This is a genomic window from Shewanella eurypsychrophilus, from assembly GCF_007004545.3.
GTDB classification, from domain to species: Bacteria; Pseudomonadota; Gammaproteobacteria; order Enterobacterales; family Shewanellaceae; genus Shewanella; species Shewanella eurypsychrophilus.
The window spans coordinates 769,287-789,600 of record NZ_CP045503.2 but is presented as its reverse complement, the minus strand read 5'-3'; the positions used below and the strand labels follow the sequence as shown (position 1 = coordinate 789,600).

Below are 20,314 nucleotides of genomic sequence, written 5' to 3'. Positions count from 1 at the left end.
TAAAAAAACAACCAGTTATATCGATTTACTCTGTGAATTAAACGGAAAGAAGAAACCAAGAAATCATGAAAAAATTAGTCACTATCGCAATGTCATTAGTGTTTACCTCTTTACTGCTGTTAACACCGTTAGCACACAGTGAAGGCATTTTTAGCAGTAATAAATTCGATTTTCTGAAAGATGAACCTAAGCTGATGCCAGTGAATGAAGCTTTCGTTTTCGATTTCAAACAAGAAGATGATCGCCTCACAATTAGCTGGGTTATTGCCGACGGCTATTACATGTACCGTGACAAACTCAAGTTTGAAGCCGATGGTGCAACCTTAGGTGAGATGTCTATTCCACAAGGAAAAGATCACCACGATGAATACTTTGGCGAACAAGAGGTCTATTACTCTTTTGTAGAGATCCCTATCGCAATCAGAGAGGCTATCGAAGGCGGTTCTGTTAATGTGACTTTTATGGGCTGCGCCGAAGGTAAACTCTGTTTCCCTCCAACCAAAAAAACGGCTTTACTGAATGTGGTCGCAGCCAATGATGGCTTGCTCACCGACGAACTTCCCACTGGCGAAAAGCTTGCTGGTGCTAAAGTAAACCTTGATACAGCAACGACTCAAGCGCCTATCACTCAACAAGATACTCTGAGTCAGATGCTTTCAGGCGACAGCCTGATCTGGACCTTAGTCATCTTCTTCGGTTTGGGCATAGGCTTAGCACTCACACCTTGCGTCTTCCCTATGTACCCTATCCTATCTGGGATTATCGTCGGCCAAGGCAAGAAGCTATCTACCGCTAAAGCATTCAGCTTATCTATGGTTTACGTCCAAGGTATGGCCATTACTTATTCCTTAGTGGGCTTGGTTGTCGCTTCTGCTGGAATGAAATATCAGGCTGCTTTGCAACACCCAGCCGTACTCATAGTGCTGGCTATTCTTTTCTTTGTACTCAGCCTGTCCATGTTCGGTCTATATGAGCTCAAACTGCCTAACAAATGGCAGGAAAAGATGAATACCTTCTCAAATAACCAAAGAGGCGGTAACGTCATTGGCGTGTTTGTCATGGGTATCATCTCGGGGTTAGTCGCTTCACCTTGTACTACAGCTCCGCTATCTGGCGCGCTTATCTATGTGGCACAGACTGGCGACTTATTACAAGGCTTCCTTGCGCTATATGTACTTAGTATGGGTATGGGTTTACCCCTACTGATAATTGGTACTTCTGGTGGCAAGTTACTGCCAAGAGCGGGTAGCTGGATGGATGTTATTAAGACCATATTTGGTTTCCTACTGATTGCCGTTTCAGTCGTCATGATTGGTCGTATTTGGCCTGGTCTGGTATCAGACCTTCTTTGGTCAATTTGGGGCATAACCTTAATCGGGTATTTAATCCATCAAAACAAACTCACCGAGTTTAACTGGAAACAAACGACTCGCTCTGTGTTACTGACTCTGTTATTGCTTGCTAGCTTCTCTTACGGCTTCCAAGCGGTAATGAGTCAGTTAGGCCTCCAACCACAAGCCAATAACAGCAACACTGAACATCTGGTTAATCATAAGCGCATTAAGTCTCTTGAAGACTTAAATGCTGAAGTTGAAGCTGCTTCGGCTCAAGGCAAACCGGTTATGCTAGATCTGTACGCAGATTGGTGCGTCGCTTGTAAGGAGTTTGAAGCCATCACCTTTAAAGATCCTCAAGTACAGGCACGCCTCGCAAATATTGTTTTCCTTCAGGCTGATGTCACCAAAAATGATGCCATTGATATTGAATTGCTGGAACACTATGACGTACTGGGTTTACCTACCCTGTTGATGTTTGATGCCGATGGAAATAGCCGAGATGATTTAAGAGTCACGGGCTTTATGAAGCCTGCTGATTTTTCGAAACACTTAGATATACTTCTTAGCCAGTAATACAGAACCCAGGTTCTAGGTCCTAGGATCTAGTACCTGGAACCTTCTTTGGCATAATATTCATTTAAACTTCATCAAATTCTTATACAATAAGAGGTATTTACCCTACATAATTAAAATTATTTAAACAGGAGCATCATGGAACCCGCCATACTCATTATCACTCTGGCATGTGGCATGCTCGTCAGTCGTATCGGACTCCCCCCACTCATTGGCTATCTCGTCGCAGGCTTCGTGTTATTTCTATTTGGCATAGAAGAATCTAGCCTACCTTTACTGGAACAGCTCGCTGAGCTAGGTGTAACCTTACTCCTGTTTGCCATAGGCCTTAAGTTAGATATCAGAAGTCTGTTCAAAGTTGAGGTATGGGCTGGTTCGAGTCTACATTTAATGGGCTCGATGCTATTTTTTATCCCATTACTCAAATTATTGGGAATGATAGGGCTAGATCAACTCACAGGATTAGACTTTAATCAGCTTGCCTTACTGGCCTTTGCCTTAAGCTTTTCAAGTACTATTTTCGCAGTAAAAGTGCTGGAAGATAAAGGTGATATGCAGTCTCTCTATGGCCGGGTTGCCATAGGTATCCTCATCATGCAGGATATTTTTGCTGTCGCATTCCTTACTATCTCTAAGGGAGACATGCCTTCGGTATGGGCCTTTGGTTTACTCCTGCTGCCCTTCGCTAAGCCACTTATCTATAAGGCCTTCGATCGCGTAGGTCATGGCGAGTTGCTGGTACTATTTGGCTTAGTCATGGCACTCGTACTCGGAGGCTGGTTATTTGAAGCCGTTGGACTGAAACCTGATTTAGGCGCCTTGATTATCGGGATCTTGTTAGCTGGCCACCCTAAGTCATCAGAGCTGGCTAAATCACTGTTTTACTTTAAAGAGCTTTTCCTCGTTGCCTTTTTCCTCACCGTTGGCCTTAATGGATTACCAAGCTTTTCAGACATAGGTCTTGCGACCTTGTTGGTCTTAGTCATACCGATAAAAATATTGCTGTTCTTATATTTACTCACACACTTTAAGCTCAGATCGCGAACCTCATTGATGACCTCATTTAACTTAGGTAACTACAGCGAATTTGGTCTTATTGTGGCTGCAGTGGCAACCACCAAAGGTTGGTTACCGTCCCAATGGTTAGTGATCTTAGCCGTAGCCCTGAGTATTAGCTTCCTGCTTGCAGCCCCATTAAATGCGGTCTCCAGCCGCCTGTATCAGAAATACCAAGGCCGATTACAGAAACTAGAGAAACATCCACTACACCCTGAGGATCGACAAATTCCCGTTGGAAATCCACGCTTCCTCATCTTAGGTATGGGCCGGATCGGTAGCGGTGCATACGATGAGCTTAGTGCCAAATTCGATGGTGAGATTTTAGGTATTGAACATAAACAAGAGCTGGTCGACTACCACAAAGAGCATGACCGTAATGTGGTTCAGGGGGATGCTTCAGATACCGATTTTTGGGAGAAGCTGGAACATGCGCCTAACCTGGAGTTAGTACTATTAGCGATGCCGCATCACATAGGTAACCTATTCGCTGTTGAGCAGCTACAGCGACTAAATTACAGCGGAAAAATAAGCGCAATAGTTCAATTTTCTGAAGATGCAGACGCTTTAAAACAGTCCGGTGTTCATAGTGTCTATAACCTCTATGAAGCGGCGGGAGCGGGTTTTGTCGACCATGTAGTCAATGATCTACTACCTGACTCGCATGTGGCACTTTCAAATGCCGAAGAGATGAAAAACAAGGGATAAAATTTGCCCACAAGCCAATTGTATACATTATCCTAACAATCTAGTATTGTATTTCCCATCCTGTATCAGATGGGAAATACTTTGCTGTGACCCCTTTAAAGACCAGACACGCTCAAAGCACCAACAAGCTAATCTCTAGTGCGCTTTTACTATTAGTCACTATTTTTAACTTTGCCCCTGCATATGCCTCAGGCTATGACATCTGGCTCTATCCACTGACATTCGACAGCCAAACAACTGAGTGGCAACTTGGCAGTGCTTCACCTATTTCCAATCGAGAAGGCTATGATAATCAGCCAGCCTTTAGCTCTGATAGCCAGCACATCATGTTTGCATCTGATAGAAGTGGTGAGCATAACGACATCTATCAATATCAGCTAAATAAAAACAGTAACTCAAGAGTCAAGCAGCTTACCCACACCCCCAATGAAAGCGAGTACTCGCCTCAACCGTTCATTACTGAACAGGATGAACTCGCTGGGATCCGTTATATCATCGAACAAGGGGTGCCTCATCAAAGTGTGTGGCAGCAAGCCGACCAACAAACACCAAGCCGCACCATCAAAAGCATGATCCCGACTGGGTATTATGCACATCATCCCGAGCTAGGCACCCTACTCTGGGCGCGCTACGCCTACAGCCTCTACTTCGAGGCCTCATCAACGAGTGATTCGACTCAAGGTGCCGATGAGCGGCACTTTGTGGTGGCCAATGCAGGTCGAAGTATTCACGTTATCCCCCAAGAGAAAGCATTCAGCTACCTGCATAAACAGCAAGATGGCGATCGGGTGATTAAACGTTTCGATCCACTATCTGGTAGCCATATCCCCTTGATAGGTGTCGGAAACGGCAACGAAGATTATGCCTGGAGCAACAATGGCTGGATTTTTAATATTGATACCAATCGGCTAAGAAGCGTTAACACTCTCAAACTAGGACAAAAGACTTGGCAGTCAATTAGCACATTACAACCACCCACCAAGTTGCACCATAGCCCTTCAAGAGTGGCTATAAGTCCAGACCTTAAGCATATGGCGATTGTCTGGAGCAGAAAGTAGCTCTGCATCTTTAGAAACGACTGCTAGTTAGAAATACAATAATAATTATAGGAATAGCACCTTGAGCCCAAAAATACCATTTCAGACCAAGCTAACAGGTCTTAAACTAAGCAGCTTAATCGTCGGTTTAAGCCTTTCAAGCCCGTTAGTCACTGCCGCTGAACGCTGGCAAGACCACACCATTTTTGAGATCAATAAACAAGCGCCTCATGCCAGCTTTTTCCCATATAGTTCAATCATCAATGCAGGCAAGGATAACCAGCGTACTAGTCAAAATTACTTAGATCTTAACGGCATTTGGCAATTCCACTATGCCAAAAATCCAGCCTCAGCTCCTAAGGATTTCGCCAAGGAAACCTTTTCAACATCTGGCTGGAGCACTATCCAAGTCCCTGGTAACTGGGAGACTCAAGGCTATGGTCATGCTATCTACCTCGATGAGCGCTACCCCTTCACCACCAGCTGGCCTGATGCACCAACGGAGCATAATCCGACGGGTAGCTACCGTCGGGAGATCACCCTGCCGGAAAACTGGCAAGGCAAACAGGTTTTCTTTCATGTAGGTGCCGCACGCTCCTCCTTCGCACTATTCGTCAATGGTAAAGAGGTCGGCTATAGCCAAGGGGCAAAAACGCCCGCCGAATTTGATATTACACAATACCTGAACACAGGTAAGAACCTGATCGCTATGAAAATCATTCGCTGGAGTGATGCAAGTTATCTTGAAAGCCAAGATATGCTACGCATGAGTGGTATCGAAAGAGATGTATACCTTTACGCCACAGCCCAGCAAAGAATTGCCGATATTGATGCTAACTCACAAGTCTCCAGTGATTTAGCGGTTGCCAAACTAGCATTAAATTTAACGCTGAAAAATCATCAAGAATCCGATGACGTCACAGTGGCATTCCAACTCTTATCTCCCAGCGGCAGCGAGGTCGCGAAAGGAACTCAATCGATAAATCTATCTGGTGATCAAGAGGTTAAATTTTCTGCCGCAATCAAACAGCCACAGCTATGGAGCGCCGAGACGCCAAAGCTATATCAACTTATCGTGAGCTTGAAAAACGACAATGGCGAACTACTCCAAGCCAGCAGTCAGCAGCTAGGTTTCAGGCGGATAGAGATAGATGGCGGCCAACTACTGGTCAACAATAAGGCCATAACCATACGCGGTGTTGATCGCCATGAAACCGATCCCGATACGGGTCATGTGGTCAGCCGAGCAAGCATGCTAAACGATATTCGATTGATGAAACAAAATAATATCAATGCCGTACGCTCAAGCCATTACCCTAACGATCCTTATTGGCTACAACTCGCCGACAAGTACGGCATGTATATCATCGATGAAGCCAATATCGAATCCCACCCACTGGCCATCGATGAAAAAACGCAACTTGGCAACGAGATGAGCTGGTTACCTGCCCATCAAGCCAGAGTCGAACGTATGGTGGAACGCGATAAGAATCATCCTTCCATTATCATCTGGTCTTTAGGTAATGAAGCTGGGGAAGGCAAACTATTCGAGTCTTTGTATCACTGGGTTAAGCAAAGAGATCCTAGCCGTCCGGTTCAATATGAACCTGCTGGCACTGAGCCCTATACCGACATAGTTGCGCCCATGTACCCATCGATTGAGCGCATCGAAAAGTACGCTAAAAATCACTCAGATAGACCTTTAATAATGATCGAGTACGCTCATGCTATGGGTAACTCTGTGGGTAATTTGCAGGATTACTGGGATGTGATCGAACAATACCCCAATCTGCAAGGTGGATTCATCTGGGACTGGGTCGATCAATCTCTCGCCTTCACCAACGAGAAAGGCCAAAGATATTGGGCCTACGGCAAGGACTATCATCCAGATATGCCTACCGATGGCAACTTTCTCAACAATGGCTTAGTGGATCCAGACCGTAACCCTCATCCTCATCTGAGTGAGGTAAAGCGAGTCTATCAACCGCTGCGCTTCGATAATTTTCAACTATCAGGCCAACACGCTCAGTTTACACTCAGCAATAAATATGACTTCAAATCGACTCATGAACTGTTGCTCAATTGGTCGCTACAAAAAGACGGTGTAGCCATTGATGAAGGCACAATAAAGATGCCGAACATCACAGCGGGTAACAGCCAAGAGATCAAGCTAGAGCTAGCAAAACAAGCGGTCAAATTTGATCCTAACTACGACTATCACCTGTTACTATCGGCTCAGGTAGATACGCCTCAACCACTATTACCAGCCGGCCACCAGCTCGCCTTCGAGCAATTTGAGCTGCAACAAGCTGCGCCATCACCTCAGAATATCAGCCAAAATAGCCACATCTTGGAAACAAGCAATCAGTGGCAAATATCTCTCAAAGACAACAGCTATGCGATCTCGAAGCACTCTGGCTGGCTAACCCAAGTTAACAATGGCACTGAAACGCAAATTATCGCGCCTTTGATGGCTAACTTCTGGCGTGCCCCAACAGATAATGACTTAGGCAATGGCCTGCCCACTTGGGGAGGCGTCTGGCAAGACGCTGCTGCTGAGCTCGAAGTCACATCAATTGAAAAGCACAATCACGGTATAAAAGTCAGCCAAAAACATCCACAGCTAAACTTCTCATTAGTCACCTTATATCATCTTAATAAGCAGGCTGAGCTAGTGATTAATAGCCAATTTACTCCTGGAGATGTTGAGCTACCAGACCTGCCACGTTTTGGTTTTAGCACTCGCCTGCCCTTCGATCGTCGTTTTATGAGCTACTTTGGCCGCGGTCCACAAGAAACTTATGCCGATCGCTTTTCTGGTAATCCATTAGGCTGGTACCAACAACCCATAGAGCAGTTATTCCATCGCTATTCTCGCCCACAAGAAACAGGACAGAGAAGCCATGTACGCTATGCAGCCGTCACAAATCATGCAGGTGTTGGCATCATGGCAATAGCAAGGAAACAGATGCAAACCAGCTTATGGCCTTTTTCCCAAGCCGATATCGACTTTAGAATCGGTGATGCACAAGGTTCTGCGTCAGGTTTAGTCCCTGTCACTCAAAACCACGGTGCAGAGATCCCAACACGGGAATTTGTCAGCTGGAATATCGACTATAAGCAGATGGGCGTTGGTGGTGATACATCATGGGGCAGACAAGTGCATGAAGCTTATCGAATCAAGGCTGAGCCAATAAACTTTGAGTTCAGACTGTCACCAGTGAATGCAAACAGCCAGCTCGAGAAAATTGCCAGAGACTAAATGTCGTCAAGGTGCCTTTGTTAGGCAATAGACTAATCAATAATAAGAAAGGGAATCTAAGATGGAACAGATTATTCAACTGGTCATATTTTTTGGCCTAACGGCAACGGTAGGACTCATTACCTACCTAAAATGTCGCAATATCAAGCGCGATACTAGCGACAGTAAGGACTACTTCCTCGCTGGCGGTGGCCTTAGTTGGGTCGTTGTAGCGGGCTCGCTGATGATGACTAATATCAGTGCCGAGCAGATCGTCGGCATGAATGGCGCCCAAGCGCTGCTGGTTGCTTGGTGGGAAATAGCTGCGGCTATCGGCCTAATAATCTTGGCTAAGTGGCTTATCCCTATCTACTACAAATACAACTGCACCACGACCACAGAGCTATTAGAGCGAAAGTATAATGATAAAGGTATTCGTGCCATGGTCTCGGTGCTCTTTATGCTGGGCTATGCATTCATATTATTACCTGTCGTGCTCTATACCGGCTCGCTGTTTATGAAGTCTATGTTTGGCCTACAAATTTCAGTCACTATGTTGGCACTCATCTTTGCAGTCGTGGGCGCTATATATGCCATCTTTGGTGGACTCAGAGCCATCGCTATCTCAGATATGCTAAATGGTATTGGCTTGATAGCCATGGGGATCATTGTTTCCTACCTTGCTATGAATGCCGTCAATTGGGACCTTTCAGGGATCCCTATCGAGCGTATTACACTCATAGGTAACGATCAATCAGATATCCCTTGGCACACACTACTCACAGGTATGATTTTTATTCAGATCTTCTATTGGGGCACCAACATGGTGATCACCCAAAGAGCACTCGCAGCCAAATCGGTAGAAGAGGCACAAAAAGGCCTCTATGCTGCCGTAGTGATGAAGTTAATCGTGCCTTTTATCGTGGTACTACCGGGTATCGTTGCCTTTAAACTCTATGGTGACGTGGGCGATGTGGCCTACGGAAGATTAGTCGGTGACATTCTACCGTCTTGGTTATCTGGTGCCTTCGCTGCGGTTATAGCCGGTGCCGTGCTGAGTTCATTTAACTCCTGCCTTAACTCTGCCGCCGCCCTATATACCTGTGATATTCACCAGAATTACTTTAACCCCAAGGCTGATGTTCGTAAAATTGGCACTCGAGTCGCGCTGGTTTTCACCATGATATCTGTCTCTTTAGTGCCTGTATTCGCGCAATCAGAGAGTATTATCTCTTTACTACAGCAGTTAAATGGTCTGTATTCTATGCCTGTTTTAGCCGCCTTTATCTGTGCATTAGTATTTAAAAATGTTAACGCTAAGGCGATAAAAATCGGTTTAGTTTTCGGTGTCTTAGTTTATGCGGTATTTACCTTTATTTGGAGCCCGCTGCACTTCATCCATATGATGGCAATCACACTACTCGCCACAATCTTAGTCACACTGGCATTAAGCAAGTTTGTCTTCGGCGAACAAGTTCAGCTGCCAGCACCAGTAGCCGAAAGCTAAGAGTCATATTTTAGCCGTTGTTTTAACGACTCATAGAGTCGTTAAAACAACTCTATGCATACTACTTTTTAGGTATAAACACTTAAAAGTAACCTCATAATTAGCATAAATATTAGTAATGAGAATTTTTAGCATAAGAATGACGAAAAACTCAGTTACAGCCTCGGCTCAGTCGTGATATAAAAACCTATGTAATATTTTATTACAGAATAAGTTAACTCGTCTTATTTGTAATAAATATTCAAAAAACCAAAAAACAAAACAGTCACCAAGTACTGGTTAACATCCCCTGCTATGCAGGGTTGAGCAATCATTTTATAAGGGAAGCTTTAAAGCATGTCGAATCCCGCACAGCGCGCGAACAAATTATTTGTGCAAACCTTTGGCACTACTGCCGACGATCTCTACCTAGCCCCAGGCCGGGTAAACTTGATCGGTGAGCATACTGATTACAATGATGGTTTTGTACTACCAGCTGCCATCAATTTCCATACAATTATTGCGGTAAAACGCCGTGATGATGATACCTTTCGCGCCGTATCTGATGCCTTTCCAGGTGAAATAAAAGAGTGGCGCTTTGGACTGGAAGGTAAAATGAACCCAAGCGATAGCTGGATCAATTACCTTAAAGGGTTCACAGCAGCAATGTCAGCGGCTGGTCTACCTGCAAAAGGATTAGATTTATCCATCGTTGGTAATGTGCCTTTAGGCGCAGGTCTCTCCTCATCAGCCGCACTTGAAATCGCATTTGGTACCGCTGTAAATGACTGCAGTCAGCTAAGACTGTCACCACTCGCTGTTGCTCAGATGGCTCAGCGGGGCGAAAACCAGTACGTCGGTTGCGCTTGTGGCATCATGGATCAGATGATTAGTGCTCTTGGCGAACAAGACCATGCGTTACTTATCGATTGTGAAGACTTAGATAGTCAACCTGTACACATTCCCGATAGCTTAAGTCTCATCATAGTCAATTCCAATGTTCAGCGTGGCCTAGTCGACTCAGAATACAACTTAAGACGCGAGCAATGTGAGTCAGTTGCTGATCACTTCGGTGTAGAGAGCTTAAGGCATGTAGATCTCGCTCAGCTTGAGTCTGCCAAGCTAGCACTATCCGATGTCAGCTATCGACGAGCCCGCCATGTATTAACCGAGAACCGCCGCACCCAGAATGCCAGTCACGCACTAGAAGCTGGCAACATTGCTAAACTCAGCAAGTTAATGGCGCAATCTCATGCCTCGATGCGAGATGACTTTGAGATAACCGTGCCGGAAATCGATACCTTAGTCGAACTTATCTCAGAGGTGATCGGCGATCGCGGTGGGGTCAGAATGACAGGTGGCGGCTTTGGCGGTTGTGTGGTTGCATTAGTTGATCATGAACTCACCGATGCTGTGGTCGAAGCGATAGAAAGCCAATATTCAGAAAAGACAGGAATTGAAGCGACAGTATACCTTTGTTCAGCCAGTGCTGGCGCGGCTCGTGTCGATGAAGAGGTTTATTAAAAAAAACTAGGTTCTAGCAACTAAGTTCTAGCTTCTAAGAACCAGAGCCTTGACCATAATTCAATTTAAGGATATCCCATGGTACGTTTTCGCCCGTTATCCCCCTGGATCGATCCTCGCGGTGGTCAGATTGAACGTGTCATCATTGATAATGGCGTGATCGCTGCCGAAGTATTGAGCTTAGGGGGAATAATTCGCTCATTGTGGACGCCGGATCGTCATGAAGATCGCAGTAATATTGTACTGGGATGTGACTCGGTTGAAGACTATTTGAAACAAGATGCTCACCTAGGCGCGATTGCTGGAAGGTATGCTAATCGTGTTGCGAATGGAAAAATGAGCTTCGAAGGTCAAGCATATCAGTTGGATATTAACCAGTCAGGAAACTGCTTACATGGCGGTACAGAAGGCTTTAACCGTAAACAATGGCATATGGGCCAGCTTCCCGATGGTATCCGCCTAAATTTGATCAGTCCAGATGGCGATATGGGATTTCCTGGGCAATGTAATATCCAGTTAGATTACCGCTTAGTCGGTAATAACCTCTATATGGAGATCTTTGCAGCCGTCAATAAGGCCTGCCCCATTAGCCTGACTCAACACAGCTACTTCAATCTTGAGGGAAGCGGTTCACAGAGTAATAGTGAACATCATCTACAAATAGACAGCACCAAACTGCTTGAGCTAAATGAAACCGGTATTCCAACGGGGATCTGTGATGTAAAGGGCACACTTTTCGATTGTCGCCAGAGTAAGTCCTTCTCTATTATGCAAAATGCAAAGGCGTTCACTTCGACTTCAGGGGTTGATCACTGCTACCTGACAGGAAATACAGGCTCTGAACTCACGCGATTTGGGACATTAAGCGCTGCTACTTCAGGTCGAACTATGACGCTCTACACCAATCAACCTAGCGTGCAGGTATACGGTGCTAACTTTCTACAGGGAAATCCGGGGAAAGCTGGTCAGGTTCTCAAGCAGCATCAAGGCATTTGTCTTGAGCCTCAGCAACTACCTGATGCAGCAAATCAGGTCTCTCTTGCTACCAACCCTTGGATCAAACCAGGCGAGGTATACCACCATATCAGCCGTTATGAGTTTTAATACAGAAAAAGAAAAGCGCCTAGGCTTTAGGCGCTAGGCTCTTATACCGATTGGTATTAAATTCTTTCGACAGGCAAGTCTTGGGAAAACTATTCTTCTAGCCCACCGGACCAACCATTAGCAAACTCTCTGTCCAGACTCTCAGAACCAGGTTCGTTATCTGATGAGGTCGTTGCGACCTCATCACGCTTTTTTGATTTGGCTTTTCCCTTGGTAATAAGAGGCTTATGCTTAGTCGCATTCGCATCAACCCAGCCCTGATGCCTCTCCATAAACTCCGAACGAGCCGAGTCCCACGCCGCACCATAAGTATCTTCGGCGGCTTTAATTTTTGCTTTATCGAGATCATGCAAATTGCCAGACACTATCTCTTCAGCATATTCGATAATCGAGTCTCTAACGGCATTATAGAGATAGATTCGCCCAGCTTGAGCGTCGGGAAACTGTTTGTCATGAATGACAATCGCATTGCCCTGCGCAGTTCTTAATTCGCCGTACCATATCGTCGTTTTCGTCGTATTATACATATATGCCAATACCCTTAAATCAACACATACAGGAGAGACTATAGGTGTCTATATTGAACACCTACCTTCTCTACCTATCGAGGTTAGTTTGGTCAACAACTGCCTAATGTTTACCTGTGATAAAAAATAATTATCTAGCTTTACCGATAGCTGATCACTCAAATATTGAATACACCAGTCATTATCGAATTTAGTAGAAAGACTCAGTTATTCAAGTTTTTCTTAGTAAAGAATTTAATCAAAGAATAAATAAACAACAGAGAACATAACCAGGTATATAAGCAATATCATAATCTTAACTAACAAAACGCGTAAAATCAGTATATTGATCTCTGCTTATTTTAAGTTAGATAAACCTCTGAAGGATAAATTTAGCACTCGATAAAACGGATACTGAACTAACTAAGTGACAGACATATGTCGGCAATAAGACAAAACGAAGTCATCAGTATTAAAATATTTTCAAACATTCGACCTCTCTATGCTTAGCACTATTTTTCCACGGTGAGCGCCTGACTCCATAAGCAGATGTGCACTGACGCATTCAGACAATGGAAATCTTGCAAATATGTTGGGGACTAATCGATGGGTTCGATCATCTGCTGCCTTATTCAGTAAGGGCCAGACTTTTTCAAGCAGCTCACAAGCAATGCTCGACTTAGCCTCTATGGATTGTGGTCTCAATGTCGATCCAGTCCATGTGATACGTTTGGCCATCAATCTAAAAATATCCACCTGAGCTTTTGGCCCTCTTTGCATCGCAACAGACACCATACGACCATCAATAGCCAGGGCTTTTAAGTTCTGATTGATAAAGTCGCCACCGGCAATATCAAATACCACATCGACACCTTGCCCTTGGGTATGTTCCATGACTGGCACGACAAAATCTTGCTGATAATTTAAGGCTAGGTCTGCACCTAATCCCAAGCAATACTCGCACTTTTCATCGCTTCCAGAGGTAGCAATTACTCGCGCACCAAAGGCTTTTGCTAACACAATAGCGGCGCTGCCTATTCCACCTGAACCTCCATGAATTAGTACCGTTTCACCAGCAGTTAATCCAGCCCGCATAAACAAATTGCCCCACACAGTAAAGAAAGTCTCAGGAATAGCAGCAGCTTCCTCTAGCGTCCATCCTTGAGGGATAGGTAAGCAATGCTCAGCATACGTCACCACGAACTCGCCATATCCTCCACCTGGTACTAACGCCGTCACCTTGTCACCTAATTGCCATTGGGTGACTTCATCACCAAGGCCACAGACTTCCCCTGCCACCTCCAAGCCCAAAATAGGACTGGCATCTTTAGGGGCTGGGTAAACACCTTTTCGCTGAGCAACATCAGGACCATTAACCCCAGCTACAGCTACCTTTATGAGTATCTGGCCTTTAGCAGGTTTTACCATAGGCGAACAATTGAGAAACATCACATCTGCAGAGCCAGGTTGGAGAAAATCTATGTGTTGGTAATCAAGGGGGGGTGAGGCATTTGTCATAGACACTATCAAATCAGCTTTTATATCCCTTATTGATACACCCCAAGCCTGTTTGGTTCAATCAATTCTTAAAAATCGTGATTAACCTAGACTGAACTCTTCCCATTATTTCATCCACTACAAGTTTACCTCTCTTATTCAAAAGAAATAAAAACATTAAAAATCATAAAGATAATATTTATTACAAGTTAAGAATGATTCAGACTGCTGTCAAAATAACCATCTTTATATTGTATATTATATCCTCGCAGTATATTGTTGCGTTTGTGTTACATAAAACTCTGAGGCAAGTGTTGCATAGTTAGATGTCATGCATGTGGTCACTTCTTTTTCAATTACATCAATAAGATCTGCTCAGCAGACAATAAATTCCAAGGCCAATTCAGACTTTGGAACAATCAAAAATAATGGAGACCCCATGAAATTGAACACCCTGGTCGCAGCCATAAGCTTGGCAACAAGCTATGGCGCACATGCAAACGTCGAGCAGTTACCTCGCGTAGAGACTCAACAGCCATTAGTACAAGTAAGTACTCCTTGGTCCCACACCGCCTTACCCTCATCGGCAAAAGGTCCAATTGGCAACCTAGGCCCACAAGCTGCGGCCGACTGCAGTAGCTTTATAGGTTTAAGTGGTAATGCCTTAGTCACTAAGCTTGCTAGCTCTGATCCTCAATGTGTCAGCCCCCTATATAGCCTTAAAGGTGCAGATGCCACTGCGTTATTTAGTGAATCGAATATGCGCACCGTTGCAGCAGCAGTTCACGACCGTGCAGCGGGTTATACTGGCGTAGACAGCACAGGCATCGAGTCTTTGATCTATTTCCAGCGCGCCGCACTCTATGTGCAGTTTTACAGCCCTAATGATGTACCGGCCTACTCGAGTGCCGTTAAATCTGATGTAAAAAACCAGATAACTGGCTTATTTAATAACAGTAATATCTGGACGGTCTCAACTGAAAACTCAGGCGTCTTAAAAGAGACCCTGATCCTGATAGATTCGATTGGGCTCGGTGCTGACTTTAACCACATCACCAAAGAAGTACTTAGTCGTTATGATGCTGCTTGGGAAGCAAACTGGGGCATGAATGCTGCGGCTAACTCTATCTTCACAACGCTATTCCGCGCCCAGTGGGATGAGCCAATGAAGGCCTTGTTCGCTACCGATCAGACCATTCTAGATAGCCTAAACAACTTCCAGTTAGCCAACCGTCACCTAGTCGGCACCGATGCCGAGTATGTGCTGACTAACGCGGTGAGTGAGATGTCGCGCCTGTACCATATCCCTGAGATGAAGAGCCGTGTAACTACATTAGTCAAAGCGGTACTCGATAGCAGCAACAAGAATGATGCCTCGAAAGTGGTGTGGATGGCTGCTGCAGGTATGGCCGATTACTATGATCGCAGTAACTGTAATTACTACGATATCTGTGGCTTTAAGGCACAGTTAGAAGCTGAGACACTCGCCTTTAATTGGCAGTGTTCGGATACGCTCACTATGCGTGCTCAAAGCATGTATCGCGATCAGGCAACCTGGGCCTGTGATGTGCTCGGCGGCCAAGAAACGTATTTCCACAGCAAACTCGCCACCAACTACACGCCTGTAGCCAATGATAACAATAGCGCGTTAGAGCTGATTGTTTTCGATAGTTCAAGCGATTATCAATCCTACGCGGGTACCTTTTTCGGTATAGCAACTAATAACGGCGGTATGTATTTAGAGGGCTCACCAGCCGGACTGAAGAATCAGGCTAGATTTATCGCCTATGAAGCCGAATGGCGTCAGCCAGATTTTCATATCTGGAATCTACAACATGAGTATGTGCATTACCTTGATGGTCGCTACAATCTGCAAGGCGACTTTAGCCGTGCGATCTCTGCCGATACAATCTGGTGGATTGAAGGCTTAGCCGAATACATCTCATACCGTGATGCCAACACATCGGCGATCACCATGGGTGAAACGGGTGAGTTTGCCATTTCAACCATCTTTAAAAATAACTATGAATCAGGTCAAGACCGTATCTATCGCTGGGGCTATCTTGCTGTACGTTTCATGTTTGAAAATCATAAATCCGATGTGGATCAGATCTTAGCTTACTTAAGAAACGATCAATACACCGAGTACCAAGCCTTTATGGATGGTATCGGCACACGTTATGACAATGAGTGGGCAGGCTGGCTAACCAGTGGCTTAAGTACAGTCGATAACGGCATTGTCGACCATGGTCCATCGGATACGGCCGCCCTTGCGAGTGGCACAGAAGGCAACTGGACAGGCCCGGTCTCAACGATAAGTACCGACTACTCACCCTGTACTGTAACCAGTGAAACTTTCCGATATACGCCTGATGCCTCATTAGTGATTGATCAACCTATGGAGTGTATCGACTCACAAAATGGCAGAGCGAGTTTTGCTTTTGCCAACGTAGACAAAACCAATCAAACGCTTTGGATTAAAACTGGCGGTGGTTGGGGAGATGCCGATATCTACTACAGCACAACAGGCTGGGCGAGTGGTGAAGTCAATGACGGTTTTGGCATAGGAAACGGTAATCATGAAGTGATTCAAGTGACCTTGAATCCGAACGAGTACTGGCATTATCTGACACTCTCAGGTGAATTTGGTGGTGCAGATCTACTTGTGAGCACTACAGAAGTATTTGCCGAACCAGACCCCGCACAAGGCGGCGGAACTAACCCTAATCCAAACCCAGATCCAGATCCAGCTCCAGATTGTGGTGCGGCTACCATGAGTTATGGCCAACTAACACTCGGTAAGGACGAATGTATCAGCGGCGGCAGAAGCAGCTTCTATGTCTATGTCGAGGAGGATAATACTCAGCTAACCATTACGACATCAGGTGGAACGGGTGATGCTAGCTTGTATTACAATGCAGATACTTGGGCCGATAGCAGTAATGCACAAACTCGCTCAACCAACGCAGGCAATGAAGAGTCAATTCAAGTAACTGCAAACCGAGGATGGCGTTATATCGTGGTCGATACCGACACTGAGTATAGTGGTGCAACCATCAATGTCAGTCTTGGCGGAGCAACGACTCCACCTACTACACCACCAAGTGGCGGAAATATCACTAATGCGTGTCAGACATTAAATCCTGTCAGTGATGGACGTTTAACCTCGGGTGAAGCTGTTTGTAGCGCCGATGGTATGAACTATTACAGCATGTGGATTGATGCAGGTAGCACCGATCTTACGGTGAGCACGGCCCATGGAACTGGCGATGTCAGTTTGTATGGTGGTACTAGCTGGCCAAGTGCACAATCTAACTCGGCAGCATCAACCAATGCAGGCAGTACCAGTGAGTCATTCACAGTGACGAACCCAAGCGAAGGTTGGTACTACATCACCCTTGAGAGTGAAGTGACAAGTTCAGGTGTCGCCATACAGGCAGATCTGAAGTAATTAATGAAGGAGCCTAGCGCCTAGTCCCTATAGGCCAAGACGCTAGGTTCCTTATCTGGAGTTACCATGAAAATACTCGCCCCTACATCTCTAATACTAGCCCTACTGATAGCCTTCAGCAGTCCAAGTCATGCAGAGCAAACCTCTCATCAAGCCGCCGCACAAGCAGTATTAGATGCCACCTTTGCTCAAGACGTTATCCCCCAAGCCATGTATCAGCTCAAGGCAAATTTCGCCCACATGGTTAAAGACCTGCCCTTAAAAACAGAGCACCGAGAGATAGAAACCAAATATAGAGAGCAAGCTTTCAAGTTGGCCCAAAAGCGCCTGAACTGGCAGCAGATACAGCCACAACTTATCCAGCTCTATACCAGTACTTACAACCAACTGGAACTGAAAGAGATCGCCGCTTTCTACCGAACAGAAACCGGCAAGAAGTACCTCAAGAATATGCCAGCAACACTGAGGCAATCCAGTCAACTTGTCCAAGCTCAGATGAGAGATATCAAGGGGGAATTTAACCAGATCGTGTCGCAACTGACGGCAGAGGCAGGCGTAACCGCTTCATCAACTCATCATTCAACACACTAGATTCATTGATCTCTGACACTCAACACTAAGGAAATAATAAAAATGCCACTCTAGATTTTTTTATATAGAGTGGCGAACCCATTCGGAGCTTGGGTACAAGCAGTATTGCAGGCTACTTGTAAATAAAAATGGCTTCCAGCCCAATAACTTCCTTGTAAAGATGTTGAAATAAACAAATATACACTTCAACAATCAATTAGCCATGATGAGAGAGTGGAAGCTAATTGATTTATTGCACATTAATAATCATTACAACTAGTGACATTTAGCGCAAGAATCATTGGGATTAGCCTCGTCGTGCGCCAAATGACAATCACTGCATGCTAATATCTCAAAGTGCTTTTGATGAGTTTCGTCAGCAAACTCCTTTAAAAATCCATGACATTCTACACAAGCACCGTTTTCATAGTCTAAATCAGCAGATGGCTCACTGTCTACATGGCAAGATTCGCATCCGCTCATTTCTGAATGAGTATCAGCTATAGGCTCTGCAATAGCATAACCTGATAATGTTAATAACAATGTTAACCCTAAAACTCTAAGCATATTATAAACTCCGGATATTGGTTTATGCGACGGTCATTTGACCTGTGTAAAGAATGAAGTTACGCAGCAGTAAAACACCTAATAAACTGCAACTAGCTGTGATAGCAACATATGATAATTTTCGTTTAGCAGAGACTGTCATAAATAGATTGAATGCCAGTGGTAGTGTTAGGCCTATTACTATGATTCCAGCCCAGAATATCCAACCCCAGAAGCCTTCGCCAATTGCAGTAAATGCCGCCACTTGGCTTTGGCCACCAGATATAATTAGCCCAATAAAGAAAGTAAAAAGTAGAACCAGTTCGAACAAAATTAGTGGTATTTCAATCTTATGAATGAAATGCACTTCTTTACCATCAGGGTTTCCCTTCAGTAATAATCCACCCAATAACGTCCCTGCGGCTCCAGAAGAAATACCAGAAACCAGAAATAATATAGGTAAAACAGGGTTATTTAGCATTGGGTAAGTTGTTAATGCCGAAAGTAAAAATCCGGTATAAGCCCCTAAAGATAACGCTAGCATGACTAACAACCCGGTGATGGTAGATTCATACCTGGCTAATATATTTAGCACTTTATCAATCACTGTCCAACGATGATCACACCAATTAGAGATAGGCTCTTTAAATACGCAAGCTAACCATGAAAATAAGGCCACTTGGTAAATCATGAGTACAGCAACGCCAACTGACATAATAGAAGTTGGATTGTAAAACACTAAAATCTTCCAGAAATCAAAGGGTTTAGTTAAATCGATAACTAGGATACCAAGCCCGCCAAACACAGCTAACGGTGCAAGTAGACAGGCAGCCTGCACAAAACTAGATTTATAAGCGTTTTTACCTAATTTAAAGTGCTTTAGTAATACAGCGAAGCAAATAGCACCCGCCGAAATACCCGCTAAAAATAGATAAATTGCGATAGGCCAATGCCAAACAAGGCTGTCAAAATGGAATGGACTCATAGCTTGATCTCCCCATCTTTTGCAGCAATACGAAAAACTTTTGGACGAGTTCCCAGTTCTGTTTTACTGCGATAATTTGGTGTTGTTTTTAAAACCTTTACAATTTCAGAACCAGGATCTTTCAAATTGCCAAAGATAAGTGCCTTAGTTGGGCAGGCACTTACACAAGCAGGTGACTTTCCTTCTTTAAGGCGTGTTTCTTTGCAGAAGTCACATTTATCTGCAGCTTTTGTAATTGGATTGATAAATCTAATTTGATATGGACATGCAGCAATGCAATACAAGCAACCAACACATTTCCAACTATTTACCGAGACTATTCCTGTTTTAGGATCTTTATACGCGGCGCCTGTTGGACAGACATTGACACAAGGAGTACCGTCGCATTGCTGACATGATTTGCGAGAAAAGTGAAAGTACTGCTCCGGGTATTCACCGAATGGACCTGTTCTAACAATATCAAGTCGGCTTACCCCCTCGGGTACCTTGTTCGTCTCACGACAAGCATCGGAGCACGCTTCACAACCAATGCACTTAGTCTCATCGTGAATGAGTGCGTAATTAATCTCTACTGCAGCATCTGTTATTTTAGTATCTAATTGAGCAGCCATAAGCTTTGACGCTCCAACAGCTCCAACTGCTGTAGCGCAAGCGCCTTTTAAAAATAGCCTTCTTTTGTTTTCCATATATCCC

14 protein-coding genes are annotated in these 20,314 nt (G+C 44.7%); 9 read left to right on the top strand and 5 right to left on the bottom strand.

The genetic code is table 11. The features are described from left to right. Window positions 1–65 precede the first annotated feature (65 nt). From FM038_RS03190 to FM038_RS03160, 7 genes are all read left to right on the top strand, one after another. The gene (locus FM038_RS03190; protein WP_142871928.1) at window positions 66–1,910 is read left to right on the top strand and encodes a protein-disulfide reductase DsbD; all 1,845 of its coding nucleotides are present in this window, start codon (window positions 66–68) and stop codon (window positions 1,908–1,910) included. Between the two features lie 138 nt (window positions 1,911–2,048). After that, window positions 2,049–3,674 (top strand): cation:proton antiporter family protein, encoded by a 1,626-nt coding sequence (locus FM038_RS03185; RefSeq protein ID WP_142871927.1) that lies wholly within the window; start codon window positions 2,049–2,051, stop codon window positions 3,672–3,674. Between the two features lie 86 nt (window positions 3,675–3,760). Further along, on the top strand, window positions 3,761–4,732 hold the full coding sequence (locus FM038_RS03180) for a TolB family protein (RefSeq protein ID WP_223292990.1): 972 nt from the start codon (window positions 3,761–3,763) through the stop codon (window positions 4,730–4,732). Between the two features lie 61 nt (window positions 4,733–4,793). Next, entirely contained in the window at window positions 4,794–7,973 is a 3,180-nt protein-coding gene (locus FM038_RS03175) for a glycoside hydrolase family 2 TIM barrel-domain containing protein (protein ID WP_185965741.1), read from the top strand. Between the two features lie 61 nt (window positions 7,974–8,034). Beyond that, window positions 8,035–9,459 carry a solute:sodium symporter family transporter gene (locus FM038_RS03170; RefSeq protein ID WP_142871925.1) on the top strand — a complete coding sequence of 475 codons (1,425 nt, stop codon included), beginning with the start codon at window positions 8,035–8,037 and terminating at the stop codon, window positions 9,457–9,459. A gap of 336 nt (window positions 9,460–9,795) precedes the next feature. Continuing rightward, on the top strand, window positions 9,796–10,962 hold the full coding sequence (gene galK, locus FM038_RS03165) for a galactokinase (protein WP_142871924.1): 1,167 nt from the start codon (window positions 9,796–9,798) through the stop codon (window positions 10,960–10,962). A gap of 78 nt (window positions 10,963–11,040) precedes the next feature. After that, window positions 11,041–12,066 (top strand): aldose epimerase family protein, encoded by a 1,026-nt coding sequence (locus FM038_RS03160; RefSeq protein ID WP_142871923.1) that lies wholly within the window; start codon window positions 11,041–11,043, stop codon window positions 12,064–12,066. Between the two features lie 89 nt (window positions 12,067–12,155). Here FM038_RS03160 and FM038_RS03155 read toward each other — a convergent pair whose 3' ends face one another. Continuing rightward, entirely contained in the window at window positions 12,156–12,593 is a 438-nt protein-coding gene (locus FM038_RS03155) for a hypothetical protein (RefSeq protein ID WP_142871922.1), read from the bottom strand. A 462-nt stretch (window positions 12,594–13,055) separates the two neighbouring features. Then, window positions 13,056–14,090, bottom strand: coding sequence for an NAD(P)H-quinone oxidoreductase (locus FM038_RS03150; protein WP_142871921.1), 1,035 nt, complete (start codon window positions 14,088–14,090; stop codon window positions 13,056–13,058). Window positions 14,091–14,508: 418 nt separating this feature from the next. Here FM038_RS03150 and FM038_RS03145 point away from each other — a divergent pair, with 418 nt between their 5' ends. Together FM038_RS03145 and FM038_RS03140 are read left to right on the top strand one after the other, a co-directional pair. Continuing rightward, a complete protein-coding gene (locus FM038_RS03145) occupies window positions 14,509–17,520 on the top strand; it encodes a M9 family metallopeptidase (RefSeq protein ID WP_142871920.1) in 3,012 nt (1,003 codons plus the stop codon). 66 nt (window positions 17,521–17,586) lie between these two features. Next, the gene (locus FM038_RS03140; RefSeq protein ID WP_142871919.1) at window positions 17,587–18,111 is read left to right on the top strand and encodes a DUF2059 domain-containing protein; all 525 of its coding nucleotides are present in this window, start codon (window positions 17,587–17,589) and stop codon (window positions 18,109–18,111) included. Window positions 18,112–18,366: 255 nt separating this feature from the next. Here FM038_RS03140 and FM038_RS03135 read toward each other — a convergent pair whose 3' ends face one another. The 3 genes from FM038_RS03135 to FM038_RS03125 are packed head-to-tail and all read right to left on the bottom strand — an operon-like array spanning window position 18,367 to window position 20,307. Then, window positions 18,367–18,657, bottom strand: coding sequence for a cytochrome c3 family protein (locus FM038_RS03135; RefSeq protein ID WP_142871918.1), 291 nt, complete (start codon window positions 18,655–18,657; stop codon window positions 18,367–18,369). Window positions 18,658–18,679: 22 nt separating this feature from the next. Further along, a complete protein-coding gene (gene nrfD / locus FM038_RS03130) occupies window positions 18,680–19,621 on the bottom strand; it encodes a cytochrome c nitrite reductase subunit NrfD (RefSeq protein ID WP_142871917.1) in 942 nt (313 codons plus the stop codon). Then, window positions 19,618–20,307 carry a 4Fe-4S dicluster domain-containing protein gene (locus tag FM038_RS03125; RefSeq protein WP_142871916.1) on the bottom strand — a complete coding sequence of 230 codons (690 nt, stop codon included), beginning with the start codon at window positions 20,305–20,307 and terminating at the stop codon, window positions 19,618–19,620. Before FM038_RS03125 ends, nrfD begins: the two co-directional genes overlap by 4 nt. Window positions 20,308–20,314 lie beyond the last annotated feature (7 nt).